This is a genomic window from Streptomyces xanthii (assembly GCF_014621695.1).
Lineage (GTDB): Bacteria > Actinomycetota > Actinomycetes > Streptomycetales > Streptomycetaceae > Streptomyces > Streptomyces xanthii.
Map to the genome: position 1 here is coordinate 903,265 of NZ_CP061281.1, position 26,199 is coordinate 929,463.

Consider the following 26,199-nt stretch of genomic DNA (forward strand, 5'->3'; position numbering starts at 1 on the left):
GCTCAGTTCTGGGTGAGGGTCCAGGTCGTCGGGGTCTCCTGGTCGGGCGGGTACTGCGCGAGCCCGCCGTCGGGGCCGGCGTCGAGCGTCATGCGGGTGATGGCGTTGGTGAGGGTGAGGCCGCCCGGCGCACGGGTGAGCTGCCAGCGCTGGAGGGTGTTCTCGGGATCGCAGGTCTCCCAGGTGGCGGCGGAGCCGGGCTGCAGCGGCACGTTGAGGGTGAGCTTGCCGCTGCGGGTCTCCAGGCAGGTGCCGGAGGCGGAGTCGGTGAGCGTGGCGTAGCCGTCGGGGGTGCGGGCGACGCGGACCGTGCGGGCGGGGGTGCGTCCGGCGCGGTCGGCGAGGGTGTACGTGCCGTCGGCGACGGGGACGCGGGTCAGGTCGCGCAGACCGGGCGCGGTGCCGGCCGCCGCGGCGCGGGCGGTGAAGGCGCCGTAGTCGGCGTCGGGGTGGGCGGCGCCCCACGTGACCTGGGCGATGTGGGCGAGGGCGGGGGCGGTGGCCCGCGCGACCTCGTTCTCGGTCTCGCCGCGACCGTTGTCGGGCCAGAGGCTGATCTTGGCTCCGGTGATGCCCTTGCTGGAGGTCAGCTTCTCGCCCTCGAAGCTGCGCGGGTCCCACTGCTCGTCGTAGAGCTTGCGGGTGTTCGTGTGGAAGCCGCCGCGCACGAGGTAGAGCGAGTAGGCGGCGTTCATCACCGGGTGGCCCTGCGCGATGAGGGTGCTGGGCCTGACCTTGACGTTCAGCCAGTGTTCGACGGTGGTGCCGGGGGCGACGGGCACGGTGTTGGCGCCGGTCAGGCCGTCGTTCCAGATGCGCAGCGCCTTGCCCTTGCTCCGCGCGTAGGCCTCGACACGGTTGACGAAGTCGATGAACGCGTCCTGGGGCGTGGCGTCCGGGCCGTACTTCTCGCGCGCGTACTCCAGGACGTGCGGGTACTTGGCGAAGTCGGAGCCGAGCATGTACTCGTCGGCGCCCATGTGCCACCAGCGGGCCGGGAAGACGTCGGCGTACTCGTCGACGAGGCTCTTGTAGTAGGCGAACGCCTCGGGCTTGGTGACGTCGAGGCGGGAGGGCTGGGCCTTGCCGTCGGTGTCGACGAGCTGGAGGTCGGGGCGGTTCTCGATCCACGGGTCCATGTGCCCGGGTGAGTTGATCTCGGGGACGATCGTGACGTGGTACTTCTCGCCGAGCGCGACGAGCCGGCGGATCTCGCCCTTGGTGTAGTAGCCCCAGGTGTTCGCCTCGGGGTGCCGGTCGCTCTTGACCTTGATCTCGAGGAGCAGCTGGTTGAGCTTGCGGTACGCCATGTCGCGGACGAGGTTCTCCAGCCAGTCGGTGGAGATGTGCACGTAGCAGGCGCAGACGCCGACGCCGCGCTCCGGGTAGCGGGGCACGTCGACGGTCCGTCCGGCCGGGATCGTGTCGCCCCGGGCGAGGAGCTGGAGCAGGGTGCGGGTGCCGTAGAACGCTCCGGTCTCGGCGGCGCCGGTGATCTCCAGGCGCTGCCCGGCCCGCAGCTCGTAGCCCTCCGTGCCGAGCGGCTCCCGGCCGGGGGCGACGTCGACGACGATGTCACCGGTCCTGGCGGGGCCGTCGGTGACGGGCACGGTGCCGTGGCCGGCCGCGCGCAGGTCGCCGGCGAGGGTGCGGGCGACGCGGCGGGACGCGATGTCGTCGGCGACGAGCCTGGTCCGGTCGCCGAAGGTGTAGGTGCCCTGTCCCGCCGTCCAGTCGGTCAGGGCCGGCAGGGTCTGCGGGGCGGCGGCCTCGGCACCGGGGGCGGCGTGGGCGGCGGTGACGGGGAGCGCCGCGACGAGGAGGGCCAGGGCGGCGCCGACGATGCGCGGTCTGCGGCGCCCTGCGGGCGGTTTCGTACGCGACTCGGTCAACATGAGATCCGAGGATTCCCGCACCCAGGATCATCGGTCCATGGACATCCCCGGCGAATACTTGGACATCCGGTCGCGACCGCCCGGGACACATCGGATGTTCCGCACGTCTCGTCCCGCGGGCTGTACAGCCCCGGACACACGTCGGCCCGCGCCTCCGGTCAGGAAGGCGCGGGCGGGCGATCCACTTCTCTCGAGCCGTGGCGTCGGACTCAGTCGACGCTGGGCAGGATGTGCGGCTCGGCGAGATCCTCCTCGTAGCCCGCGAGTCGGATCGGGGCCGACCGGGCCCAGACCTCGAGGCTGCCGAGGCGCTCCGGCCGTCGGCCGGCCCGGTCCGCTCGATCCTTCGGGCGTTGCTCTCGCGTCGTCTTCTCTGGTGTCACCGCGCACTCCTTGTGTGTCGGGGTAACCCTCACCGGCATGACCGGCCCAGCTTCACGCGGGGCACTGGACACCCGATCGGGCTTGAGTGGAAGGCCAGTTCGGGCGCGGTGGCGCCGGTGTCGCTGGTGGAATCGACCTGTGGTGATCGGTCTTTCCCTGGACGGCCCCTGGATCGGGTGGGACCCACTTGCGGTGACCGTCCGGCTACAGCCTAACCATATGAGCGCGGGTCCGCTCACCGGGGCTGAAGATTTTACGTACCTGAGAGGTTTACGTGAGTTCATTCAGCCATGACGGACCGTTCAGGCGCGACTGCTTTTTCCTGTTCTTTCCGCCACAGCCCGACTTGGGCGTTTCAGGAGGTGGGGGCGGGACGGTCGGTGTCGATGACGCGGCCCGGCTCGTCCGTCGGCTGGGCCGAGGGCCGTGAGGTCGCCTCCGGGGAACCGGTGGGTCCGGCGGCCGGAGCCGGGTCCCGCGGGGTCCGGCCGTCCGGCGGGGGCGGGCCGGTCGGACTGGCCGTCGCGGTGCCCGCCGCCTCGTTCGCGAGGGCGTCGAAGTCCACGTCACCGGTGTTCTCCAGCATGGTGATGTGGTCGAGCACGGTCTGGTTGGCGTCCGTGGCGAGCTCCCGCACGAGCGTGTTGCGGGTCGTGTGGCGGACCTGGGCGATGAGGGCGAACACCTTGCCGTGGGAGTCGCGCAGCAGATTGGCGAACTTCCGCTCATAGTCCTTGCCGCGCGCCGCGCTCAGCTGAGCCAGCCAGCCCTGCTGCTGCGCGTTCGGCTGGCTCGGCAGTTCCACGCCGAGCCGGGACGCGACCGACCGCACCCGCTGGTCGAGATCGGTGTGCCCGACGACGAGGTGGTCCCCCGCCTCGCGCACGGCCCGCGTCGGCGCCCGCTCCATGGCCTGCTGTCCCGCGGGGATCTCCCAGAGCCCGGCGAGCCGGACCTTCACGATGAAGTCCCGGTCCGTCGCGGACAGCGGCCCCCACCGGGTGGCCACCGTGCCGGCGTCCAGGTTCGCCTGCCCCGTCCCCGACCGGTCGGCGTACGACCAGATCGGGAACGCCAGGGCGGCGACGGTGGCGAGGAGAGCGGCGATGATCAGAGCGGTGCCGTTGACGCGACGCAAGCGGGCCTCCCGGTGACCGGCGTCGGCTCGCCCGTGCGGCGAGCTACGTGGTGGTACGGGAAGATACGGCCGCCGGGTCCGCCGTGTTCACGTCCTCGCGGTGTTCGTCCCCCTCGCTCACGGTGGGTGTACGGCCGCGCCAGGCCCGGACCACGAGCACCACGCCCACCACGGCGACGGCCGCGACGAGCAGCGCCGCGTCCGGGACGTGTCCGCCGGCCGACCGGGCCCACTGCTCGACGGCGAACGAGTCGTCCACGTCCAGCAGTCCGGGCAGCGCCGTCGTCCCGTCGAACACCAGGAACAGGGTGCCGAGGGCGAGGAAGAAGAGGCCCGAGACGAGCGAGGTCGAGTGGGTCTCGAAGCGGCCGAGGCGCACGGCACGGCCGCGCAGGAACCGGCGCCGCCCCAGGTCGAACCGCTCCCACAGCAGCGCGAGCAGGAACAGCGGCACGGCCATGCCGAGGGCGTAGACCGCGAGCAGGACGCCGCCGTACACGGGATGCCCGCCGAGCGCGGCGACGGTCAGGACGCTGCCGAGGATGGGGCCCGCGCAGAATCCGGCGAGCCCGTAGACAGCGCCGAGCGCGTAGACGGACACGGCGGTGGTGGGGCGGATGCGCCCGGAGAGCTCGGTGAGCCGCCGGGAGGTGAATCCGCGCCCCGCGATCTGGAGCACCCCGAGCACGATGACGGTCCAGCCGCCGACCGTGACGAGCAGGTCCCGGTGCCCGTAGAAGAAGCGGCCGGCGTACGAGCCGGCGGCGCCGAGCGGGACCAGGGTCGTGGCGAGGCCGAGGTAGAAGACGCCGGTGCGGGCGACGAGCCGGGTAGGGCTGTCGATCGAGTAGGCGAAGAACGCGGGGAGCAGCAGCGCGCTGCACGGGCTGAGCAGGGCGAGCAGGCCGCCGAGGAACGCCGCGAGGTAGCCGATGTCGCTCACTTGGCGTCCCGCGCCTTCTTCTCCTCCTGTGCCTTCGCGGTCTCGACGGCCTGCTCGAAGACCGCGTCGGACTGGGCGCCCGCGATGGGCTGACCGTTGATCAGGAAGGAGGGCGTGGAGGTGGCGCCCAGGCTGTACGCCTCGCCCTGGTCCTTCTTGACGGCCGCGTGGGCCTGTTCGCCGTCGAGGTCGCGGCGGAACCGGTCGAGGTCCTTCACCCCGGCCTCCCGGGCGAGCGCGTCGAGGCGGTCCGCGCCGAAGCCCTTCTCCTTGGCGCCCTCGGCGTAGGCGGCCGCGTGGAACTGCCAGAAGCGGCCCTGCTGTCCGGCGGCCCAGGCGGCGCGCGCCGCGGTCTCGGATTCGGCGCCGAAGATGGGGAAGTTGCGCCACTCGATGCGCAGGGTGCCGTCCTCGACGTACTTCTTCACGAGGCCGGGCTCGGTGTCGCGGGCGAACTTCCCGCAGTAGCCGCACCGGAAGTCGGCGTACTCGATGAGGACGACGGGCGCGTCGGCGCGGCCCTGCGCGAGCGGGTCCTTCGCCTCGCGGCGGGCGAGCTTCACGAGGGCCTGGGTGGTCTCGTCGGCGGGCCCCTGCTCGACGGTCGCGGCGCTGCCGGTGCTTGCGGCGTCGCGCGGCTCGGGCTTGGTGGCGGTGTAGGAGACGAGGCCGAGCAGGGCGGCGGCCACGGCGACGCCGGCGCCGATGGCCAGGGGACGGGCGATCTTCTTCTTCTCGGGCATGCCGAAAGGTCCTTGCGTGAGGAGGAGGTGACGGTGCGACGGGTTCCGGGCAGGCGGAAGCGGCCCGGGGCGTCGGCTACACGCGCAGGACGGACAGTTCGACGGGTGACGGCGCGTCGGCCGGGGGCGGGGCGCGGCCGGCCGGGGTGCGGGGCGCGGGCGCGTCGAGCAGTGCGGCGGCGCCGCGGCCGTGCTCGTGGGCGAGCGGCGCGAGGAGTTCGTGTGCGGCGGTGCCGCGGTGTGGCAGACCCTGCCGGTCGTCGGGGGCGTGCTGCCGCTGCGGGTCGCAGCCCGGGACGGCCGGCGCAGCCTGCCGGCTCGCGCTGATCTCGGCGGCGCCGGGCGCGGCCGAGGCGAAGGACCGGGCGCAGTGCTGGGCGCCGAGGACGGACAGGAGCAGGCCGATGAGCACGACGCCCCACAGCACGCGGGTGCGGGGGACGGTGCGGGGCATGCGGGCCATTGTGCCCCACGCGGGGGACGGACCGTTAACGTCCCGTTGACCGGTCCGTCAGGTGTCCATGGTCGGCTGGGGTCGACCACCGGAAGACCTTCGGGAGGAGTCACCCATGCCGTCCCCGCACCGCTTCGAACCTTGCACCGTCGAGGAGCTGATGGCGGCGCTGCGCGCCCTCGGCCCCGAGCACGCGCTGCGGACGGCGGCGCTGCTGCGCCGCGCGCACCCCAGCGACAAGGAGCTCCAGCTCGCCGGGCTCGTCCACGGTCTGGTCGGCGACGCGGGTGAGGCGGCCCCGACCGCCGAGGCCGTGCGCGGGCTGCTCGGCGAGCGGGTGGCCCGACTGGTGCGGCTGCGCGTCCCGGCGCGGCGCTATCTGGCGGCGGTCGAGCCCGGCGCCGTCCAGGCCGGGTCCGGTCTGCGCGGCGGGCCGATGAGTCCGGGCGAGGCGGCCGCGTTCGAGGCCGATCCGCTGGCGTGGGACGCGGTGGCGCTGTGCCGGGCGACGGACGACGCGGGCCGGGCGGCGGGTCCGGGCGCGGGGGTCGTGGAGGACTGGCGCGAGCTGCTGGAGCGGGCCGCGCAGGGGCTCCTGCGGACGCCCGCCCACAGCCGCTGATCCGCCCGCTCCCTGCCCACCCCGTCACCGACTTCCCACGCACCTCGCACGGCTGACGCATCGTCAGTCAGCCGAGAACGTGAGACCGTACGCCCATGACTTCAGGTCCTGCCGAGGTCTCCGGCGTCCTGGCCGGCCGGGCGGCCGTCGTGACCGGCGGCACGCGCGGCATCGGCCTGGCGATCGCCCGTGAACTCGCCCGCTGCGGTGCCTGGTTGTGTGTGACGGCGCGGGACGCGGACGGGGTCCGCGAGGCGGTCGCCGCACTGCGGGACGAGGGTGCGGAGGCGATCGGCGTCGCCGGTTCGGTCGCCGATCCGGCGCATCTGTGGGAGGTCACGGAGGCGACCGTGGCCGCGTACGGGCGGCTCGACGTCGTGGTGAACAACGCGGCGACGAACCAGCCGTACGGACCGCTGATGGACGCCGATCCGGACGCCTGGCGCACGGCGTTCGCGGTGAACGTGGAGGCGCCGTTGCGGCTCGTGCAGTGCGCGTGGCGGGCCTGGATGAGCGAGCACGGCGGCGCCGTCGTCAACGTGTGCACGGAGGGCGCCGCCCATGTGGGCCCGAACGTCGGCGCGTACGGGACGAGCAAGGCGGCGCTGCTGCATCTGACGGCCCAGCTGGCGGGCGAGCTGGGGCCCGGGGTGCGGGTGAACTCGGTGTCGCCGGGTCTGGTGCGCACCGAGATGGCGCGGTTCGTGTGGGAGCGCGCGGAGGAGAGCGTCGCGGCCGGGCTGCCGAGCGGGCGGATCGGCGAGCCCGGCGACGTGGCGCGGGCGGTGCGCTGGCTGGTGTCCGACGAGGCCGCGTGGGTCACGGGGGCGGATCTGGTGGTGGACGGCGGCACGCGGGTGCGTGCCGCCTCACCGGGCGGCGATCCGGGAGCGGTGCAGCGGCAGCTGCGTCACCACTTGCCGGGCTCGTAGTCCTTCAGGAAGACGCCGTACAGGTCCTCTCCTGCCTCGCCGCGCACGACCGGGTCGTAGACGCGGGCCGCGCCGTCGACCAGGTCGAGCGGGGCGTGGAAGCCCTCCTCGGCGAGCCGCAGCTTGTCGTAGTGCGGGCGCTCGTCGGTGATCCAGCCGGTGTCGACGGACGTCATGAGGATGCCGTCGGACTGGAACATCTCCTGGGCGCTGGTGCGCGTGACCATGTTCATCGCGGCCTTCGCCGCGTTCGTGTTCGGGTGGCCCGCGCCCTTGTAGCCGCGGCCGAAGACGCCCTCCATCGCCGACACGTTGACGACGTACGCGCGTCCGCTGGCGGCCTTCTTGGCGGCCTCGGCCATGGCCGGGCGGAGCTTGCTGATGAGGATGAACGGCGCCGTGTAGTTGCACAGCTGGGTCTCGAGGAGCTCCACCGGGGAGATCTGCTCGATGGTCTGCACCCAGGTGTTGGAGTCGACGACGTCCGGCACGAGGCCGCCCGCGTCGATGGCGGTGCCGGCGAGGTGCCGCTCCACGCTCGCGTTGCCCGCGACGAGCGCGAGGTCGGCGACCTGCTGGGCGTCGATGCCGCTGGTGCCCAGGGGCAGCGCGGCGATGCCGTCGACGGCGCCGGAGTTGAACGCGCCGATGACGTGGTACGGGGGCAGTTCGCCCGCGGGCAGCGGGGCGTTCTCGCCGTCGACGAGGGCCGCGTAGGCGGAGGGCAGGCGGCGCACGGTCTGCGTCGCGTTGTTGATCAGGATGTCGAGCGGGCCCGCGTCGGCGATCTGGTCGGCGAGCGCGACGGCCTGCGCGGGGTCGCGCAGGTCGATGCCGACGACCTCCAGGCGGTCCATCCAGTCCGCGGAGTCCTCCATCGCCTTGAAGCGGCGGATGGCGTCCTTGGGGAAGCGGGTCGTGATGGTGGTGTGCGCGCCGTCGCGCAGCAGCCGCAGCGCGATGTACATGCCGATCTTGGCGCGGCCGCCGGTGAGCAGGGCGCGCTTGCCGGTCAGGTCGGCGCGGACGTCGCGCTTGGCGCGGTTCACGCGGGCGCAGTCCGGACAGAGCTGGTGGTAGAAGTAGTCGACCTCGACGTAGCGGGTCTTGCAGGTGTAGCAGGAGCGCGGGCGCTGCAGTATCCCCGCGATCCGGCCCTCCTCGGTCTGCGAGCTCGGCAGCAGGCCCTCGGTCTCGTCGTCGATGCGCTCGGCGGAGCCGGTCGCGGTCGCCTCGGTGACGGCCTTGTCGTGGGCGGTCTTGGCGGCGCGGCGCTCCTGGCGGCGGCGCTGCTTCACGGTGCGGTAGATGCCCGCGGTGGCGCGCCGGACGGTGATCGCGTCGGGGTGGTCGACGTCCAGCTCGTCCAGTTCGTCCAGCACGCTCAGGCAGATGGCGAGGCGCTCGGGGTCGATGCCCGGGCCGTACGCGGTGTCCGTGGCCTCGGCCGCCGTCGGGGCCTGGTTGTCCTCTGTCACGGTCATCGCCGCTGCTGTTCCTCGTGTCGCTCGTGCCGCGCCGATGCCCGGTGGCCGCGCGACTGCCAAAAGGCGGCACCTTACAGGTCACTCAGCTGATCCCGCCAGCTCCGGAGGATACTGGGGCGGGCGGGGTCGGCCAAATGACGGACGTCACGCCCGGGAGGCGCCGCCGGGGCTCGCGGCGCGCTCGCACTCCTCGGTGAGCACCCGCAGCTCGGTGCGCAGCGCGGTGGCGAGCACGTCGAGGTCGGGCACGGCGACGCCGTCGGCGACGAGTCCGTAGTGCACGCGGCCCCGGTACGTGGAGACGGCGACGGCGAGGGACTGCCCCTGGGCGAGCGGGGCCAGCGGGAACACCTCGGTGAGCGGGCAGCCGCCGAGCTTCAGGCCGAGGCTGGGCAGCGGGACGCTGGTGACGAGCAGGTCGAACAGGAGCCGGGCGTTCTGCCCGACGAAGGAGCCGCCGAGGCGGTGGCCGAGCGGCGGGACGTGGTCGGCGAGCAGGGCGACCGCGCCGGCGCCGCGGCTCGGGCCGTGGTCCTTGCGCCGGTCCATGGTGGCCCGTACGACGCGCAGCCGCTCCAGGGGGTCGCGCTCGCCGACGGGGAGCCGGACGAGATAGCCGGACAGGCGGTTGCCCTGCGGGGTCGCGGTACGGGGGCGGCGGCGGGAGACGGGGACGAGGGCGCGGGGCTCGACGCCCTCGCTGCCGTCGCCGCGCTCGTCGAGCCAGCGCCGCACGGCACCCGCGACGAGAGCGATGAGGACGTCGTTGACGGTGCCGCCGACGCTCTTGCGGATGCGGTGCACGTCGTCGAGGTCGAGCACGACGCCGGCGGTGCGCCGGGTCCCGCTGCCGGGCGAGGTGAGGGCGGGCGAGGTGCGCACGCCGAGGGTGGCGCGGGCGACGGAGGCGCCGATGGACAGGGCCTGCGCGGTGCTGCCGACGACGGAGCGGACGTGGTCGGGGTAGCGGCGCGGGTCGAGGTCGGCGAGGGTGAGCTCGCGCATGCCGGAGAACGGCAGGCGCAGGCCGCGGCCGCGCTGCGGTTCGGGTTTCGGGGCGCGGGCGAGCGGCAGGTCCGTCGGGTCCATGACCGCGGCGGCGAGGGTGAGGGCGCGCAGGCCGTCCGCGAGGGCGTGGTGGAACTTGAAGAGGACGGCGAAGCCGGAGCCGTCCGCCGCGGGCAGCACGTGGGCCTCCCACGGGGGCCTGCGCCGGTCGAGGGGCCGCTCCATGAGGGCGCCGGCGGCGGCGTGGAAGTTCTCGACGGGGACGCCGAGGCGGACGTGCTCGCGCGGGTCGAAGTCGCGGACGGGCACCCGGGCGGCGCCGCCGACGGGGAACAGCACCCCGGCGAGACGCATGCGCAGTCCGGGGACGGCGGCGGCGCGGGAGGCGAGCAGCTCGTACGCGTGCCGGGCGGCGCTCTTCCCGTCGCCGGCTCCGTCGAAGACGCCGAGCGCGCCCAGGTGCATGGGGTGCTCGGCGGTCTCGATGTTCCAGAACGCCAGGTCGAGGGGGGCGAGCAGGTCCGAACTCTGCGCAGTCATGGAGTGCTCTCGCGTCGAGGACAGGGGAGTCGCAGTCAACCCCGATCGATCGATTACGGTCAAGTACGATCCGCGCACAGACAGTTAACACTTGATTAAGAGGCGCCCGAATGGTGTCGGGCGTGACTCGTGTGGCAGAAGTGCTCTGCCGGATCAGGCGGCGAGCACCGCGGGCCGCCTCGCCGCGAGGAGCTGGACCCCGACGGCGAGGGCGCAGGCCACCCCTCCCCCGGCCCAGATCGCGAGATAGGCGGTCCGGGACGGCGTGTCCGTCGTGCCGATCACCAGGCCCGCCAGGACGGTGCCGAACGCGGCGCCGCCGATGCTGCCGCCGAGGGTCTTGAGGTTGTTGTAGACGGCGGTGACGCTCGCCGTGCGGTCGGCCGGGCCGGCCTCGACGACGACGGTGGGCAGTCCCCCGAGCGCGAGGCCGCAGCCGATCCCGGTCAGCGCGTTGGCGGCGGTGAACGGCGCGAGCGCGGTGTTCGCCCCGATCAGGCCCAGGTATCCGGCCGCCAGGAGGGTGAACGCCACGAGGAGGAGGCGCCGGTAGCCCATGCGGGCGGCGAGCGGGGCGCAGAGCACGGAACCGGCGAACGCGGTGAGGTGCGGGACGACGCCGTAGACGCTGATCTGCCAGGCGGCGAGTCCGAAGCCGTATCCCTCGTCGCCGGGTGAGGCGGCCATGAAGCTGACCCCGACGGCCTGCCCACCGAGCATCACGGCGCCGAGCACGAACGCGGAGGCGAGGTAGGGGGCGCTGTGCCGGTGGGCCAGGGCACGGACGTCCACGAGCGGGTGCGGGTGGGCCAGTTCGAGCCGCGTCCACACCGCCAGGAGCACGACGGCCAGGAGCAGTCCGCCGAGGGTGAGCGGGGAGCCCCAGCCCCAGGCCGCGGCGCGGGAGACCGTGCCGAGCAGGACGACGAGGGCGAGCGCGAGCAGGACGGCGCCCGCGCGGTCCATGCGCCCCTCCGGCCGGGTGCCGGACTCGGGGATCGCGGTGAAGGACACGGCGACACAGGCCGCGGCGAGCGCGGCGAGGACGAACAGGGTGAGGCGCAGGTCGCCGGTCAGCGAGAGCAGGGGCCCGGCGAGCGCGTGTCCGAGGACCGAGCCGAGGGTGAGCGCACCGACGAGGAGGCCGACGGCCCGGCGTCCGCCGTCGACGCTGAGCCGGTCCCGGACGAGGCCGATCTCCAGCGGGAGCAGCGCGGCGAGGGGGCCCATCAGGGCGCGGCCCACGAGGAGCACGGCCAGGTTCGGGGCGCAGGCGACGAGCAGTGTGCCGGCCGCGATCGTGGCGAGTGCGACCCGGATCATCCGGCGGTGTCCGTACAGGTCGCCGAGCCGCCCGAAGGCCGGGACGCTGATCGCGGCGGCCAGGAACTGGACGGTGGTGAACCACTGGGCCTGGCCCGTGGTGATGCCCTGCCAGTCCTGGACGGCGGGGACGAGGGGGACGGCAGCGCCCTGGAGGAAGCCGCTGACGAGCTCGAAGGCGACGAGCAGCCCGACGACCGTACGGACTCTGCCGTCGGCCGGGGCCGTCATGCCGCGCCGCCGCGGGCGAGGCGCTGCTCGGCGAGCTCGGTGAGCAGGGCGGCCTGCCGGCCGAGCACCCGGTCGTCGAAGACGGCGTGCGGCGAGTGGTTCATGGGGGCGGTCGACGCGTCGACGCCTTCGGGGGCCGCGCCCACCAGAAGCATCGTGCCGGGGGTGCGCCGCAGGACGAACGCGAAGTCCTCGGAGCCGTTGGCCGGGTGCGGGGCTTCCAGGACCTGGGTCGGGCCGAGCAGTTCGCGGGCGGCCTCCAGGGCGAAGGCGGTCTCGCCCGGGTCGTTGACGGTGACCGGGTACTGGACCCGGTAGTCGGTCTCGGCGTCGACGCCGTGGGACTCGGCGATGCCGCGCACCAGCCGCGGCAGGCCCTCGATGAGCTGTGCGTGGGCGGCCTCCGAGTAGCTGCGCACGGTGGCCTCGAAGGTGGCGGTCTCCGGGATGACGTTGGCCTGGGTGCCGGCGTGGAAGCTGCCGACGGTGACGACGACGGGGTCGAAGATGTCGAAGCGCCGGGTGACCCAGTTCTGCAGGGCGGTGACGATCTCGCAGGCGACCGGGACGGGGTCCTTCGCACTGTGCGGGGTGGAGCCGTGGCCGCCGGCGCCGCGCACGGTGACGGTCAGGACGTCGGAGGCGGAGGTGACGGTTCCGGGGCGGGTGGCGACGAGGCCGCCGGGCAGCCGGTTCGCCGCGACGTGCAGGGCGAACGCGGCGTCGAGCGGCTTGCCGGCGGCGTCGAGGACGCCCTCCTCGATCATGCGTCCGGCGCCGTTGTGCCCCTCCTCGCCGGGCTGGAACATGAACACGACGTCGCCCTGGAGGTGTTCGCGGCGCTCGGCGAGCAGCGTCGCGGCGCCGACGAGCCCGGCGGTGTGCAGGTCGTGGCCGCAGGCGTGCATCGCGCCGGGCACCTCGGAGGCGTAGTCGAGGCCGGTCTTCTCGGTGACGGGCAGGGCGTCCATGTCTCCGCGCAGCAGGACGGCGCCGCCGGGCCGGCCGCCGCGCAGGACCGCGGTCACGGAGCCGATGGCCCGGCCGGGGGTGATCTCCAGGGGCAGTCCGTCGAGCGCGGCAAGGACCTTCTCCTGGGTGCGGGGCAGCGCCAGGCCGAGCTCGGGCTCGCGGTGCAGGGCGCGGCGCAGCCGGACCAGGTCGGGCTGGAGTTCACGGGCGCGTTCGGTGATCGACATCGGGGAGGAACCTCCTGGTACGGTCCGGCGGGGCGGAGCGGGTGGGCTCAGGGTGCTGTGCCACGGCAGGAACGCCGCCCGGATCGCAGGGAAAACGCAGAGAGGTGGCCGCGCGTGCAGGAATTCGGCGGTGCGCTGGACGATCTCGACCAGGCGCTCGTGCACGCCCTCCAGATCGCGCCGCGGGCCGGGTGGGCGCGGATCGGCGCGGCACTCGGCGTGGACCCGGTGACGGTGGCGCGCCGCTGGGGCCGGCTGACCGAGGCGGGCGCCGCGTGGGTGAGCTGTCATCCCGGGCCCGTCCTCGCGGAGACCGGCCAGGGCTGTCTCGCGTTCGTCGAGGTGGACTGCGCGAACGGCCGGGTGCCGGAGGTGGCCCGGGCGCTCGCCGCCGAGCCGCACGTCATCGCCGTCGAGCACGTCAGCGGTGAGCGCGACCTGCTGATCACCCTGATCGCGCCCCGGCTGGCGGCGGTCACGCGCTGGGTGACGCACCGGCTCGGCGCCCTGCCGGGCGTCGTCACGGCCCGCACCCATCTGGCGAGCACCGTCTACACCGAGGGCAGCCGGTGGCGGCTGCGGGCGCTCGACGCGGCGCAGATCGCCCGGCTCACCGAGTCGGCGCCGCCGCGCGGGGACACGTCGGTGTTCGAGCTGACCGACCTCGACCATGCCCTGTTCGCGGAGCTGTCGGTGGACGGCAGGATCGGCCATAGGGCGCTCGCCGAACGCTGCGGCGCGGGCCCGGACACCGTGCGCCGCCGGGTCAACCGGCTGCTGGCCTCGGGGATGGCCCAGCCGCGCTGCGAGGTGGCGCGCCCGCTGTCGGAGTGGCCGGTGTCCCTTGTCCTGTGGGGGCGCAGCGCGCCCGACGGGCTGCGGGCGGTGGCGCAGCAGGTCACGGGCGCGCGCGAGGTGCGCCTGTGCGCGGGGGTGATCGGCCGGCACAACCTGAAGGTGATCGCCTGGGTGCGCTCCCTGGACGACGCGCAGCGCTTCGAGGTGCGGCTCGCGGAGCGGGTGCCCGCTCTGACGGTCGTCGACCGGGCGGTGGCCCTGTGGCCGGTGAAGCTGAACGGGCACCTGCTCGACGAGAACGGCTACCGCACGGGCGCGGTCCCGATCGACGCCCGCGACGCCGGCCGGGTCTGAGCCCGGCTCGGCTCAGCGCACCGCCTGCCCCTTCCCGAGCGCGATGACGCCGGTCTTCGACACCGTGTACAGCTCGGCGTCGCGGCCCGGGTTGACGCCGATCGTGGCGCCGGCCGGGACCTCGACGTTCTTGTCCAGGACGGCTCCGCGCACCACCGCTCCCCTGCCGATCCGCACGTTGTCGTGCAGGACCGAGCCCTGGACGACGGCGCCGTCGCCGATCTCCACGCCCGGCGAGAGCACCGAGCGGGTGACCTGGCCGCGGATGACGCAGCCGGGGCTGACGATCGACCCGCTCGCGATGCCGCCCGCGCAGAACCGGGCGGGCGGCAGCTGCCCGGGGTGGGTGTAGATGGGCCAGCGCCGGTTGTCGAGGTCGAAGACGGGCTGGTCCGAGACGAGGTCCATGTGGGCCTCGTAGTAGGCGTCGAGGGTGCCGACGTCGCGCCAGTAGCCGTGGTCGCGTTCGGTCTCGCCGGGCACGTGGTTGCCGTCGAAGTCGTAGACCTGGGCGACGCCGCGCTCGGTGAGCAGGGGCAGGATCGAGCCGCCCATGTCGTGCGCGGAGGCGGTGTCCTCGGCGTCCTGCTGGAGGGCGTCGACGAGGGTCTTGGTGGTGAACAGGTAATTGCCCATCGAGGCGAACACCTGACCGGGGCTGCCGGGCAGCGGCGGCGGCTCGGCAGGTTTCTCCAGGAAGGACTCGACGCGGGTGCCGTCGCGTGCCGGGGTGATGACGCCGAACTGGGAGGCCTCGGTGCGGGGCACCCGGATGCCGGCGACGGTGACACCCGCGCCGTTCTCGATGTGCTGGGCGAGCATCTGGCGCGGGTCCATGCGGTACACGTGGTCGGCGCCGAACACGGCGATGTAGTCGGGCTGTTCGTCGTGGACGAGGTTGAGGGACTGGAGGATCGCGTCGGCACTGCCGGAGAACCAGCGCGGGCCGAGCCGCTGCTGGGCGGGCACCGGGGTGACGTAGTTGCCGAGCAGGCTCGACATGCGCCAGGTCGTCGTCACGTGCCGGTCGAGGGAGTGGGACTTGTACTGGGTGAGCACGCAGATCCGCAGGATGTCGCCGTTCACCAGGTTCGACAGGACGAAGTCGACGAGCCGGTAGGTGCCGCCGAAGGTGACCGCGGGTTTCGCCCGGTCCGCGGTGAGCGGTAACAGCCGCTTGCCCTCTCCTCCCGCCAGTACGATCCCGAGCACCGAAGGTCCACCGCGCATGCCAACCCCCTGCCGTTCAGGCGCCGTCGATGATCTCCTCGTACACGTCCGCCGTGCGCCGCGCGATCGCGTCCCAGCCGAACTCGGCCGCGGCCCGCTCCCGTCCGGCCTCACCCATGCGGCGGGCCGCGTCCGGGTCGCCGACCGTCTCGTCGATCGCCCGCGCGAGGCCCGCCTCGAAGGCCTCCGGGTCCTGTTCCGCGTACGGGACGAGCAGTCCGCTCTCGCCGTGCGCGACGACCTCCGGGATGCCGCCGACCCGGGAGGCCACGACGGGGGTTCCGCAGGCCATCGCCTCCAGGTTGACGATGCCGAGCGGCTCGTAGACGGACGGGCACACGAACACCGAGGCGTGCGTGAGGAGTTGGACGACCTCGGTGCGCGGCAGCATGGACGGGATCCAGCACACACCGTCCCGGGTCCGCTTCAGCTCCTCGACCAGCGCGCGGAACTCCCGGCCGATCTCCGGCGTGTCGGGCGCCCCCGCGCACAGCACGACCTGGACGCCCTTGGCGAGGTGCCGGGCGGCGCGCAGCAGGTGCGGGACGCCCTTCTGCCTCGTGATGCGGCCGACGAACAGGACGTACGGGCGGGCGGGGTCGATGCCGAAACGGCGCAGGACGTCGGTGCCGGGGTCGGCGCGGTACAGGGAGACGTCGATGCCGTTGTGCACGACCCGGACCTTCTTGGGCTCCAGGGCCGGATAACAGGACAGGATGTCGTCGCGCATGGCGCGGGAGACGGCGATGACCCCGTCCGCGGCCTCGATCGCGGTGCGCTCGGCCCAGGCCGACAGGGCGTAGCCGCCGCCGAGCTGCTCCGCCTTCCAGGGGCGCAGCGGCTCCAGGGAGTGCGCGGTCATGACGTGCGGGACGCCGAGGTGCAGGGCGGCGAGATGGCCGGCGAGCGCCGTGTACCAGGTGTGGGAGTGGACGAGCTCGCGGCCTTCGAGTGCGGCGGCCATCGCCAGGTCCACGGACAGGGTGCGCAGCGCGTCGTTGGCCCCGTCGAGGGCGGGCCAGGCGCGGTGCCGGCGGACCCCGGCCGATGAACCCTCACCCCAGGTGTGCACTTCCAGGTCGACGAGCGGGCGCAGCTCGCGCGCCAGGAACTCGACGTGGACCCCGGCGCCGCCGTAGACGTCCGGCGGGTACTCCCTCGTGAGCAGTCCCACTCGCACGCGCGCCCCCGTGTCGGTCGTCCACCACTCGCTCGGATCGTCGTGCCCGGATCGCCCCCTCATGGTCACCCATGGGGGGCGCGGGCGGAAGACCGCCGACACGACGAGGCCACCCCTACGCCGCGCGACACCCGTCCTGGGGATGACCCGGAGGGCGGCGTACTCCATCGGCAGTACGACCCGATGCCGTCTGTGGTCGGACGACAGATCGGCTCGGGCGAGAGATCGTGGAGGGTATGAGAACCGATCGCGCTCCGCGCCGCACCACCAGGGACGCCATATGAGTGCCCTGGCGCTGTCCGTGCTGCTGTCGCTCGTCTCCGCCGTCGCGTACGCGGGCGGGGCGATCGTGCAGGAGCGCGTCGCGGAGACCTCTCCGGAAGCGGTGTACGCGCCGCTGCGCAGGCCGGCCTGGTGGGGCGCGGGCTGCCTGAACGGGATGGGAGCGCTCCTGCACGTCATCGCGCTCGCGTACGGGCCGCTGAGCGTCGTGCAGCCGCTCGGCGCGCTCACCATCGTGCTCGCCCTGCCGATGTCGGCGCTGCTGGTGGGGCGCCGGGCCGGGGCGACCGCCTGGCGCGGCGCGATCATGGCGACGGCGGGCCTCGCGGGGCTCCTCGCGCTGACCGGCACCCCCTCCGAGCAGTCCCTGGACGGTACGGAGCGTCTCGTGGTCGGTCTGATCACGGCCGGGGCCGTCCTCGTCCTGATGACGTCGGCGCGGGCCGCGCACCGGCATCCGGTGGTGCGGTCGGTGCTGCTGGCCATAGGGGCGGGCGGCGCGTTCGGCATGGCGTCGGTGTTCACGAAGTCCGTCGCCGAGGACTGGTCGGGCAGCGTCCCGGAGCAGCTCACGACGCTGCTGGCGATCGCCGCGCTGGCGACGACGGGCATGCTGCTGTCGCAGGCGTCCTACCGGGGCGCGGGCCTGGCCGCGCCCCTGGCGACGGCGACGGTCGTGAACCCGGTGGTGGCGTCCGCCGTCGGCCTCACCCTGTTCGGCGAGTCCTTCCGGCACGGCACGGCGGGCACCGTCCTGGCGCTCGGCTGCGGTGTCGTGGCGGCGGGCGGCCTGATCCTGCTCACCACGGAGCGCATCGGCCGGGACCGGCGGGCCGCCGGGGCGCGGGACGGGGCGTCATCGGACGCCGCGCCCGCCTCTCCGGCGCCGGACGGCCCGGTGGTACCGGACGGCCCGGTGGTGCCGGACAGTCCCGCCGCGCTGGACGACATCCCGAAGCATCCGCACCGCCCCGGCCGCCCGAGCCGCCCGCGGCGGCCCCGGGACGACCGGAGGATCCAGGACGTCAGATCCTGACGCCGCGGGCCCGCAGATAGCCGAGCGGGTCGATGTCGCTGCCGAAGCCGGGCCCGGTCCGCACCTCGAAGTGCAGATGCGGGCCCGTGCTGTTGCCCGTGGAGCCCGACCGGGCGATGCGCTGGCCCGCGACGACCCGCTGCCCGCTCTTCACGCTGAGCGCGGACAGGTGCCCGTACTGGCTGTAGCGGCCGTCGGCGTGCTTGATCACGACCTCGTAGCCGTACGAGCCGCCCCAGCCCGCGGACACGACCTGACCTGCGGCGACGGCCTTGACGGAGGTGCCGGTGGGCACCGCGAAGTCGACGCCCGTGTGGTAGCCCTTCGACCAGGAGGACCCGGCCGCGTGGTACGGGGTGCCGATGGAGGCGCTGACCGGGGCGACGACGCCGCTCGTGCGGTGCGTCGCGGGCTTCTCGGCCTGCGGCTTCTTCTTCGGCGCGGTTCTGTGCGGCGCAGCCTTCTCGCGCTCGGCCTTCTTGGGCTCGGTCCTCTTCGGGGCTGCCTTCTTGTGTTCGGGCTGCTTCGGCTCCGCCTTGTGCGCCGGAGGCTGCGCCGACTCCGCCGGACGCGCCGCGGGCTTCTGCGTACGGTCCGGGCGGACCGGGGTCGCCTTCCCGCCGGGCATCGCGAGGCGCTGGCCGGGCAGGATGAGGTCCGGGTCGGCGCCGATGGTCGAGCGGTTCGCCTCGTAGAGCCGGGACCAGCCGCCGGGCACCTTGCGGCTCTGTGCGATGCCGGAGAGCGTGTCGCCGCCGAGGACCGTGTACATCTCGGTGCGGCCGGCTCTGGACTGCGGCGTGACCTCGGGTTTCACGTCCTTGACGGCGCGGACCGCAGGACGCTCGGGGGCGCGGGGCGGGGCGGCTTCGGGGGTGCGGGACAGGCCCGCCCGCTGCGAGCAGACCGGCCAGGCGCCGGGCCCCTGCCCGTCGAGGACCTTCTCGGCCACGGCGATCTGCTGGTCGCGGGTGGCGAGGTCGGCGCGCGGCGCGTAGGCGGTGCCGCCGTACGCGGCCCAGGTGGAGCCGGTGAACTGGAGGCCGCCGTAGTAGCCGTTCCCCGTGTTGATGCTCCAGTTGCCGGAGGACTCGCAGGCGGCGACCTTGTTCCAGGTCGCGGCGTCGGCGGCCTCGGCGGTGCCCGCGCCTATCAGGGGGATCGCGATGCCCGCGCCGCCCACGGTCACGGTGAGCGACGCCCGGTTGACCCGGCTCGGCTGATACCGGCGGTGCCGGCCGCGTAACGCCATGAAAGCCCCCTCTGGTACCACCTGCGGGCACACGTAGGAGCGGCAAATTAGCCGCTCCCGCACAGTCGTGACAAGAGACTCCCAAGCCACTATGGCGACTTTTGGACCCTGGGCACCGGGCCCACGCCTCAGGAATCCCCGCCTCCGCACGGGATGCCCGCGCCGGTACCCGTACGTACCGTCGAAGGGTCGGCCCCGGCGTCCGGCGGACCGGCCACCATCCCGATCCAGGAGCGACAGGCATGAGCAGCAGCACAGCGCAGATCGGTGTCACGGGGCTCGCCGTCATGGGCCGCAACCTCGCGCGGAACTTCGCCCGCAACGGCTACACCGTGGCCCTCCACAACCGCACGGCGGCGCGCACCCACGACCTCGTCGCGGAGTTCGGCGAGGAGGGCATCTTCGTCCCGACCGAGACCGCCGAGGAGTTCGTGGCGGCGCTGGAGCGGCCCCGACGCCTGGTGATCATGGTGAAGGCGGGTGCGGCGACGGACGCGGTGATCGGCGAGTTCGCCCCGCTGCTCGAACCCGGCGACATGATCGTCGACGGCGGCAACGCGCACTTCGCGGACACCCGGCGGCGCGAGAAGGAACTGCGCGAGCAGGGCATCCACTTCGTCGGCACGGGCGTCTCCGGCGGCGAGGAGGGCGCCCTGCACGGTCCGAGCATCATGCCGGGCGGCAGCGTCGAGTCGTACGCCGCGCTCGGGCCGATGCTGGAGAAGATCTCCGCGAAGGCGAAGGACGGCGCCCCGTGCGTGACGCACGTCGGCCCGGACGGCGCGGGCCACTTCGTGAAGATGGTGCACAACGGCATCGAGTACGCGGACATGCAGCTGATCGGCGAGGCGTACCAGCTGCTGCGCGACGTGGGCGGCTACACCCCGGCGCAGATCGCGGACGTCTTCCGCACGTGGAACACGGGCCGGCTCGACTCGTACCTGATCGAGATCACGGCGGAGGTGCTGTCCCACGTGGACGCGGCGACCGACCGGCCGTTCGTCGACATCGTGCAGGACCGCGCCGAGCAGAAGGGCACGGGACGCTGGACCGTGCAGATCGCGCTGGACCTCGGGGTGCCGGTGTCGGGCATCGCGGAGGCGGTGTTCGCCCGCTCCCTGTCGGGCCACGCCGACCTGCGGGCGGCGTCCGGCGAACTCGCGGGCCCGCGCCCCGAGCCGATCGCGGACACGGAGCGCGCCGACTTCGCCGATCACGTCGAGCAGGCGCTGTACGCCTCGAAGATCGTGTCGTACACGCAGGGCTTCCACGAGATCGCGGCGGGCAGCGCGGAGTACGACTGGGACATCGACCTGGGGGCGGTGGCCCGGATCTGGCGCGGCGGCTGCATCATCCGGGCCGCGTTCCTGGACCGCATCACCGCGGCCTACGAGGCCGACCCCGGTCTGGTGTCGCTGCTGTCCGACAAGGGGTTCGCCGAGGAGATCGCGGCAGCCCAGAACGACTGGCGGTCGGTGGTGAGCACCGCGGTGACCGAGGGCGTGCCGACCCCGGGCTTCGCCGCGGCGCTCGCCTACTACGACACGCTGCGCGCGGAGCGGCTGCCGGCCGCGCTCACCCAGGGCCAGCGCGACTTCTTCGGCGCGCACACCTACCGGCGCGTCGACCGCGAGGGCTCGTTCCACACCCTCTGGGGCGGCGACCGCAGCGAGGTCGAGGCCTGAGGGCCCGCTAGGCGGGCGAGGGCTCGGGCTCCGGCGGCTTCGGGTCGGGGTCCGGGTCCGGTGGCACGGGGGACGGCGACGGCTCGGGGACCGGACGCGGCACCGGGGTCGGGAACGGGTCCGGCAGCGGCCCGGGGTCGGGCCGGTCGGGTCCGGGGCCCGGCCGGGGTCCCGGACCGGGTCCCGGCGTGGGTCCGGGCGGGACGGGGTCGGGGAACGGGTGGGTCATGGTCGTTCCTCCAGAGTTCTACGGGGGTCCTTCCACTGTCACCCCCGTCGCGTGCCCACGCCCGCGCGATCCACGCGTGACGCTCACCCCGGGTGGCGGAGCGTTCGCGGTTCGTGCCGGTCGGGGGCCGGTGAGGACGCTCGGAGGCCGGCCCGGAAGACCCGGGCGCCGTTACTCCACAGGTGCCGCGGCTACTCCACAGCTGCCGCGGCGCGTGCCGCGGCTGCCAGTCCGGGGCGCGGGCTGGAGAGCACGGACACGTCCGTACGGGTCCGGTCGGCGGCGTCCGCGATCGAGGCCTGGGCCAGCACGACGGCATCGGCGTCGGCGGGGCCGATGGCGTCCAGCGCGGCGGTGACGAGGCCGAGATATCCCTCGTGGTCCCCGGCGAGGAACAGCTCCCAGGCCCCCTCCACCAGCACCGTCCGTACGTCGACGGGGCGCCCGGCGCGGGCCGCCTCCTCCTCGACGAGGGCGACGGTGGGGCCCAGGGTGCTGTGGGTGGTGGCGACGACGGTCACGCGCGGGCCGAGGGCGACGGCGCGGGCCGCCATGGGCCGGTCGAGCCGCAGCACGGGCACCCCGAGGTCCGCGGCGAGTGACTCGGCGACGCCGCCGATCGAGGAGCAGGTGCACAGCACGGCTCCGGCCCCGTCGGCGGCGGCCTCGGCCAGCAGGTGGCGGACGTCGTCGGTGACGGAGGCGGGCCCGGCGGCCCGGGCCCGCTCCAGGAGTTCCTCGCGCACGACGTGCCGCAGGGCGAGCCCGGGATGGTGCGCGTCGCGCAGAGCCTCGAAGACGGGCACGTGCACGGGCGAGGTGTGCAGCAGGACGAGCACGGTCACCACTTCCCGGGGTCGGAGGCGAGTGCCTGCTCGGCGGCCCGCCGCAGCGTGTCGGACACGGTGGGCGCCTCACCGGGGTGCCGGGCGGCCCAGCGCACGGCGAACGGGCACAGCGGGACGACGTGCACGGCCTCCCGGGCGGCGATCGCGTACAGCTCGCGGGTGAGCGAGCCGGCGATGCCGCGGCCCTCGTACTCCCGCTCCACGATCGTGTGCACGGCGACCAGGGCCCGCTCCGGCTCCTCCAGCACGAAGTACTGGATGTGCCCGACGAGTTCCCCGTCGGGCCCGCCCATCCGGGCGCTCAGCCGGCCCCGCTCGCGGTCGTCCCGGATGTCGATCTCGCCCGGCGTGCTCGTGGGGCTCATGCGGCTCTCCTCGGGTTGAGGCTCTCCCGCGCCGAGGCCCCGCTCAGCCCGCGGGCACCGCCTGGGGGCTGCGCCGGTCGGCGCCGCCGGGGACGGGCTCGGAGGGGTCCGCACCCAGCGCGACGATCTTGTTCTCCCGGTCCACGTGCACGACCTGGGGCCGCAGCGCACGCGCCTCGGCGTCGTCGACCTGAGCGTAACTGATGATGATCACGAGGTCGCCCGGGTGCACGAGGTGGGCGGCAGCCCCGTTGATCCCGATGACTCCGGACCCCCGCTCCCCCTCGATGACGTACGTCTCGAGCCGGGCCCCGTTGTCGATGTCGACGATGTGCACGAGCTCGCCGGGCAGCAGATCGGCGGCGTCGAGCAGATCGGCATCGATGGTCACGGAGCCTACGTAGTGCAGGTCGGCCTGGGTGACGGTGGCACGGTGGATCTTGGACTTGAACATGGTGCGCAGCACTATGGACTCCTAGAAGGCGGCTCCCTGCCCGCTTTGTGCAGGTCAAGGGCGTTCTTCACTCTACATCGGCCCACCTTCGCCCCGAAGGCCTTCGGGAAGATCGTGCGCCCCGCCGAGCAGGCCCGCGCCGGCACGAGCCCTCGTGTCAGGAAGCGGCGGCGGACGCGATGCTCAGGGTCCGGCGGATCGCCTGGATCCCCTGGTCGACCATCGCGGCGACGGGCTCCGCGCAGCTGTGCGGCTGCACGTCGGTGATCCAGACGAATCGGCTGCGCCTGCCGGCTTCGGCGAACACCTGCATGGAGGCGTGGTGGTGGACGAGGTCCATGGATCCGCCCACCACCGCGTACGCGATGCGCCGGGCGTCGTCGTCCAGCGACACGACGAGCTCGTGCACGACCGTGCCGTCCGCGAAGGTCACCACCCGGACGTCGCCGTCGACATGGGTGTCGATGACGAAGCCCGGGGCGAGTCCGCGGTGGACCTCGCCCCAGTGATGGATCGCGGTCCACACCTCTGCGGGGTCGACATCGATCACGGTTCCCCCGGCGAGTCGCGTGAAGATTCTGCGCATATTGGGGCAATATCGGGCATGCGTGATGGTTGAGTCCGAAGGGCTTGCGACGCAGGGCACGACGATCACGCGACCAAGGGGCCGGCCTGGGTCCCCTCTTCTACCGGGCCGGCCTCTCGGGAGCTCAGGTCTCGAACCCGGGCCCCTCTCCGGCTGAACCCGCCTTCTCGGGTGGCGGGTTCAGCCGGAGAGGGGCCCGTATCTGCGCGCGATCCGGCCCGCCCTGACGGGCTGGTCCGCCACACGCCGAGCGAAATCGCCGCGGTACCGAGGTAGGGATCGCCGACTCCGTGGTGATGATGTTCGAGGCGCGGTTCAAGGCCGCGAGGCGGCCAGCGCCCGGCCCCCTCCGTTCAGGTCGGAGAGGTGCGTCGCCACGCGTGCGACCAGCCACCTGGCCCGTGCTGTGTCGTTGCCCGTGCTGATTCCGAAGACGTGCCGGCCGGCCACCACGGTCGCGTGGGCGACGGGGCTCTGCTCCAGGCCCGTTCTGTACGTGTACAGGTGGACGCCCGGTCGCGGCGTCGTGACCTGGGCCAGTACGCAGCCGCCGAGCGGCGGGTCGCAGCCCCAGGGGATGCCGCTCGTCGCATAGGTGCGGGCGGCCTCCTCGTCGGGTGCCACCCAACGGACGGTGACGGAGAAGATGTCGTCGTCGGATCCGGACTCCGTGGCGAAGCGGCACACGCTCGGGTGCGGCAGCCGGACACCCATGACCGTACGGCTCGATCGCACCGGCAGCTTGACGTAGTCCCGGCCGAGCTTCTGGAGGAGTCCGGCACGAACCAGTCCGCAGGCGTCGGGCCAGTCCTTGCGTGCGGCCCCGCCGAGGCCGGCGGGTCGGTCCCGGTCCACGGCGCGGTGCCGGGGCCGCAGGGCCGTGTAGCGGGTGCCGTACCGCTCTTCGCTGCGGACGATGAGCAGGTGGCCGCTCCTGCCCACGAACGTCCCGGCCACGGGCCAGGGAACGGAGGGGCTGCGCCTGCCCGCGCGGTCCGTCAGGCTGCTCGCACCGGGCCCCTGAAGGCGCGCGTCCCCGACGGACCAGCGGAGGTCCCCGACGTACGCACCGGCGACGCCCGCGTCACCGACGGCCACGTCCCCGCTCGGGTCGTCGGGCATTGGCGCGGGCTTGCGGTCCTTCCTTCCCCGCGCGTGTTCCTTGCCCGCCTCGGTGAACACCCGGAACTCGTCGTCGAAGGACACGACGATCGCGTGAGGGCTGGTGTCGATCCTCGCGTACTCCCGCCACTCCTCCAGCCGCCGCTTCCAGACGACTCCGCCGTCCCGCGCGTCCATCACCTGCAGTTCGGCGACCAGGCCCGGGCACTTGCCGAGCACGACGACGTAGTTGTCGGTCGCGCTGAGCTGGTACGGAGGATAGGAGGGCAGGCCGGGGCCCGCGGGCGCGACCTCTCCGCACGAAGCGACCGCGGGGATCCGCTTCCTCCAGCGGACCGCACCGCTTTGCGGGTCGAGGCCCGCGAGCCGGCCGCCGACCGCCTCGACCACGGGGCCCGGTGCCGGCAGCGACGGCGCTGTGCCCGTCCAGCCGTTGCCCGCCTTCTGCTGTCGGCTCCGGCTCGCGGTCTCGCGCCAGAGTTTCTTCCCGGTCGCAGGGTCGTATGCGTTCAGCGACTCCTCTGAGCCCTGCCGGTCCATCGCGAACATCACGCCGCCCGAGAATCCGGCGGGTTCGAGTTCGCTGCCCGCGCCGCGCAGGGTGGACAGGCGGCGGCCCTCGCGTGTGTCCACGATGCCCACCGTCGCTCCCAGGGGAATCGCCAGCATGCTGTCGTTCACGGAGGCCGGCGTGTCCGCCGCGTCCAGCGCTCGTCCGGGGGTGCGGAGGGACCACTCCACTTCCAGCGCGTTGGGGCGCTGCACCGGCTCCTGTCGCTGCGGCCCCGAGTCGCCGTCAGCGACCGCCAGCAGCAGGAGGGTCAGGGTGAGCAGCGTCGCGTAGCCCGCGTGCCGGGCCCAACGGGCCGTACGGGTCCACCGTGACATCATGTCGCCCCACTCCTCCTCGGCACGGGTCAGCACTTCTGGGACGCGGGCAGCCATGAACACGGCCGGGGGTCTTCGACGAGCCGGTACGCGCCGTCGGGGGATCCCTCGTAGACAGCCTCGTACCGTTCGGCGTACCCGGTCAGCGCGTAGCGTCCCCCGCGTGGGGCGGGGACCGGCACGATGCCTTCCTTGCCGTTCCGCACGTAGTGGACGACGAGTCCGAACGCGCGGGAGCCGTGCTCGGCCCGGAACGTCGCCGAGAGGTTGACCTGCTCCCCCGGCGCGAGCGTGATGACGTGGTCCCTGAAGTACCGCTGCTCGGAGTCCTTCCCGGCGAGGAAGACGGGTTCCGGGCTGTCCATGTCCGCGAACAGCTGGATCTTGGACTCGCCCCCGGCTCCCGGCTCGCACACGAGCGTTCCGTCGTACGGCTCGCCCGCCTTGGGCTGCTTCGCCTCGATGCCGATCGACGTGACGGTCAGCGACTTCGAACCGCCCTCAAGGGTGAGGCTCACGTTCATCTCGCCCGCCCGCGCGCCCTGATTGCGGCGGATGACGGCGCCGACGTCCCCGCCGGACACGAGTTCGGCACGGTCCTGCGGCGAGGACACCCGACGTGGCAAGGCCGCACAGCCCGCCTCGTCCTCCTGCCGGGCGGTCACGGCGAGCGGCGCCGCCGCCGAAGGGCTCGCTGATGTCGCACCTGCGCCGTCCGGCGCGGGGCTCGGCTCCGGGTCGCCGCCCAGGCCGATCCACTCAAGTGCCAGAGCGGTCAGCACCGCGCCGATCACAGGGAGACCCGCGCCGAGCCAGAGCACGCGCGCGTGCCGCTTCCACCACGGTTCGGGGCGCTCCGCCGCCGGCCGCCCCGGACGGGGACGAGAGCGTCCGCGCAGTGTGGTCCGGTTCCTCAATTCGCCCCCCGCGGATTCAGCGACAACTCCCGTGTTCTGACGACTCGTTGACGCATACCCGGTGGGGCTCGAAG

General features: G+C 73.5%; 25 protein-coding genes. 5 read left to right on the plus strand and 20 right to left on the minus strand.

What is annotated here, in order from left to right:
• Nucleotides 1-2: 2 nt before the first annotated feature.
• The 6 genes from IAG42_RS04395 to IAG42_RS04420 form a co-directional block, all read right to left on the minus strand.
• Nucleotides 3-1,895 carry a beta-N-acetylhexosaminidase gene (locus tag IAG42_RS04395; RefSeq protein WP_188335692.1) on the minus strand — a complete coding sequence of 631 codons (1,893 nt, stop codon included), beginning with the start codon at nucleotides 1,893-1,895 and terminating at the stop codon, nucleotides 3-5.
• A 209-nt stretch (nucleotides 1,896-2,104) separates the two neighbouring features.
• A complete protein-coding gene (locus tag IAG42_RS04400) occupies nucleotides 2,105-2,278 on the minus strand; it encodes a hypothetical protein (RefSeq protein ID WP_188335693.1) in 174 nt (57 codons plus the stop codon).
• Nucleotides 2,279-2,634: 356 nt separating this feature from the next.
• A complete protein-coding gene (locus tag IAG42_RS04405) occupies nucleotides 2,635-3,417 on the minus strand; it encodes a DUF4142 domain-containing protein (RefSeq protein ID WP_188335694.1) in 783 nt (260 codons plus the stop codon).
• Between the two features lie 43 nt (nucleotides 3,418-3,460).
• Nucleotides 3,461-4,360: a cytochrome c biogenesis CcdA family protein gene (locus tag IAG42_RS04410; RefSeq protein ID WP_188335695.1), complete on the minus strand. Its 900-nt coding sequence runs from the start codon at nucleotides 4,358-4,360 to the stop codon at nucleotides 3,461-3,463.
• On the minus strand, nucleotides 4,357-5,103 hold the full coding sequence (locus IAG42_RS04415) for a DsbA family protein (protein ID WP_188335696.1): 747 nt from the start codon (nucleotides 5,101-5,103) through the stop codon (nucleotides 4,357-4,359). The genes IAG42_RS04410 and IAG42_RS04415 overlap by 4 nt, the downstream gene beginning before the upstream one ends.
• A 76-nt stretch (nucleotides 5,104-5,179) precedes the next feature.
• On the minus strand, nucleotides 5,180-5,557 hold the full coding sequence (locus tag IAG42_RS04420; RefSeq protein WP_188335697.1) for a hypothetical protein: 378 nt from the start codon (nucleotides 5,555-5,557) through the stop codon (nucleotides 5,180-5,182).
• A 115-nt stretch (nucleotides 5,558-5,672) separates the two neighbouring features.
• Here IAG42_RS04420 and IAG42_RS04425 point away from each other — a divergent pair, with 115 nt between their 5' ends.
• Entirely contained in the window at nucleotides 5,673-6,179 is a 507-nt protein-coding gene (locus tag IAG42_RS04425; RefSeq protein WP_188335698.1) for a metal-dependent phosphohydrolase, read from the plus strand.
• A 95-nt stretch (nucleotides 6,180-6,274) separates the two neighbouring features.
• A complete protein-coding gene (locus IAG42_RS04430) occupies nucleotides 6,275-7,111 on the plus strand; it encodes an SDR family oxidoreductase (RefSeq protein WP_188335699.1) in 837 nt (278 codons plus the stop codon).
• Here IAG42_RS04430 and IAG42_RS04435 read toward each other — a convergent pair.
• The 4 genes from IAG42_RS04435 to IAG42_RS04450 form a co-directional block, all read right to left on the minus strand.
• Nucleotides 7,090-8,595, minus strand: coding sequence for an SDR family NAD(P)-dependent oxidoreductase (locus IAG42_RS04435; protein WP_188335700.1), 1,506 nt, complete (start codon nucleotides 8,593-8,595; stop codon nucleotides 7,090-7,092). The two genes, IAG42_RS04430 and IAG42_RS04435, sit on opposite strands and share 22 nt — an antisense overlap.
• Nucleotides 8,596-8,742: 147 nt before the next feature.
• Nucleotides 8,743-10,146: a wax ester/triacylglycerol synthase family O-acyltransferase gene (locus IAG42_RS04440; RefSeq protein ID WP_188335701.1), complete on the minus strand. Its 1,404-nt coding sequence runs from the start codon at nucleotides 10,144-10,146 to the stop codon at nucleotides 8,743-8,745.
• Nucleotides 10,147-10,299: 153 nt separating this feature from the next.
• Nucleotides 10,300-11,700, minus strand: a complete 1,401-nt coding sequence (locus IAG42_RS04445; protein ID WP_188335702.1) for an MFS transporter — start codon at nucleotides 11,698-11,700, stop codon at nucleotides 10,300-10,302.
• Entirely contained in the window at nucleotides 11,697-12,899 is a 1,203-nt protein-coding gene (locus tag IAG42_RS04450) for a M20 metallopeptidase family protein (protein WP_188335703.1), read from the minus strand. The genes IAG42_RS04445 and IAG42_RS04450 overlap by 4 nt, the downstream gene beginning before the upstream one ends.
• A gap of 114 nt (nucleotides 12,900-13,013) precedes the next feature.
• On the opposite strand from IAG42_RS04450, the gene IAG42_RS04455 reads away from it, so the two are divergent.
• Nucleotides 13,014-14,051, plus strand: a complete 1,038-nt coding sequence (locus tag IAG42_RS04455; protein ID WP_188335704.1) for an Lrp/AsnC family transcriptional regulator — start codon at nucleotides 13,014-13,016, stop codon at nucleotides 14,049-14,051.
• A 12-nt stretch (nucleotides 14,052-14,063) separates the two neighbouring features.
• Here the strand turns inward: IAG42_RS04455 and glgC are convergent, their stop codons facing one another.
• Together glgC and glgA are read right to left on the minus strand one after the other, a co-directional pair.
• On the minus strand, nucleotides 14,064-15,281 hold the full coding sequence (gene glgC / locus IAG42_RS04460) for a glucose-1-phosphate adenylyltransferase (RefSeq protein WP_188335705.1): 1,218 nt from the start codon (nucleotides 15,279-15,281) through the stop codon (nucleotides 14,064-14,066).
• A gap of 16 nt (nucleotides 15,282-15,297) precedes the next feature.
• Nucleotides 15,298-16,461, minus strand: coding sequence for a glycogen synthase (gene glgA, locus IAG42_RS04465; protein ID WP_188335706.1), 1,164 nt, complete (start codon nucleotides 16,459-16,461; stop codon nucleotides 15,298-15,300).
• A 280-nt stretch (nucleotides 16,462-16,741) separates the two neighbouring features.
• Here glgA and IAG42_RS04470 point away from each other — a divergent pair, with 280 nt between their 5' ends.
• The gene (locus tag IAG42_RS04470) at nucleotides 16,742-17,779 is read left to right on the plus strand and encodes a DMT family transporter (protein ID WP_188335707.1); all 1,038 of its coding nucleotides are present in this window, start codon (nucleotides 16,742-16,744) and stop codon (nucleotides 17,777-17,779) included.
• Here IAG42_RS04470 and IAG42_RS04475 read toward each other — a convergent pair.
• Nucleotides 17,769-19,031 (minus strand): transglycosylase family protein, encoded by a 1,263-nt coding sequence (locus IAG42_RS04475; protein WP_188335708.1) that lies wholly within the window; start codon nucleotides 19,029-19,031, stop codon nucleotides 17,769-17,771. The genes IAG42_RS04470 and IAG42_RS04475 overlap by 11 nt on opposite strands.
• 242 nt (nucleotides 19,032-19,273) lie before the next feature.
• Between IAG42_RS04475 and gndA the strand changes: the two genes are divergently transcribed.
• Nucleotides 19,274-20,716 (plus strand): NADP-dependent phosphogluconate dehydrogenase, encoded by a 1,443-nt coding sequence (gndA, locus tag IAG42_RS04480; RefSeq protein WP_188335709.1) that lies wholly within the window; start codon nucleotides 19,274-19,276, stop codon nucleotides 20,714-20,716.
• Nucleotides 20,717-20,723: 7 nt separating this feature from the next.
• Here the strand turns inward: gndA and IAG42_RS04485 are convergent, their stop codons facing one another.
• The 7 genes from IAG42_RS04485 to IAG42_RS04515 form a co-directional block, all read right to left on the minus strand.
• A complete protein-coding gene (locus IAG42_RS04485; RefSeq protein WP_188335710.1) occupies nucleotides 20,724-20,945 on the minus strand; it encodes a hypothetical protein in 222 nt (73 codons plus the stop codon).
• A gap of 191 nt (nucleotides 20,946-21,136) precedes the next feature.
• On the minus strand, nucleotides 21,137-21,784 hold the full coding sequence (locus IAG42_RS04490; RefSeq protein WP_223206355.1) for an aspartate/glutamate racemase family protein: 648 nt from the start codon (nucleotides 21,782-21,784) through the stop codon (nucleotides 21,137-21,139).
• A gap of 2 nt (nucleotides 21,785-21,786) precedes the next feature.
• Nucleotides 21,787-22,158, minus strand: a complete 372-nt coding sequence (locus IAG42_RS04495; RefSeq protein WP_188335712.1) for a GNAT family N-acetyltransferase — start codon at nucleotides 22,156-22,158, stop codon at nucleotides 21,787-21,789.
• A gap of 43 nt (nucleotides 22,159-22,201) precedes the next feature.
• Entirely contained in the window at nucleotides 22,202-22,624 is a 423-nt protein-coding gene (gene panD, locus IAG42_RS04500) for an aspartate 1-decarboxylase (RefSeq protein WP_188335713.1), read from the minus strand.
• A gap of 145 nt (nucleotides 22,625-22,769) precedes the next feature.
• The gene (locus tag IAG42_RS04505) at nucleotides 22,770-23,198 is read right to left on the minus strand and encodes an SRPBCC family protein (protein ID WP_188335714.1); all 429 of its coding nucleotides are present in this window, start codon (nucleotides 23,196-23,198) and stop codon (nucleotides 22,770-22,772) included.
• A gap of 315 nt (nucleotides 23,199-23,513) precedes the next feature.
• Entirely contained in the window at nucleotides 23,514-25,211 is a 1,698-nt protein-coding gene (locus IAG42_RS04510; RefSeq protein ID WP_188335715.1) for an outer membrane protein assembly factor BamB family protein, read from the minus strand.
• 26 nt (nucleotides 25,212-25,237) lie between these two features.
• On the minus strand, nucleotides 25,238-25,990 hold the full coding sequence (locus IAG42_RS04515; RefSeq protein ID WP_188335716.1) for a hypothetical protein: 753 nt from the start codon (nucleotides 25,988-25,990) through the stop codon (nucleotides 25,238-25,240).
• Nucleotides 25,991-26,199: the final 209 nt, after the last annotated feature.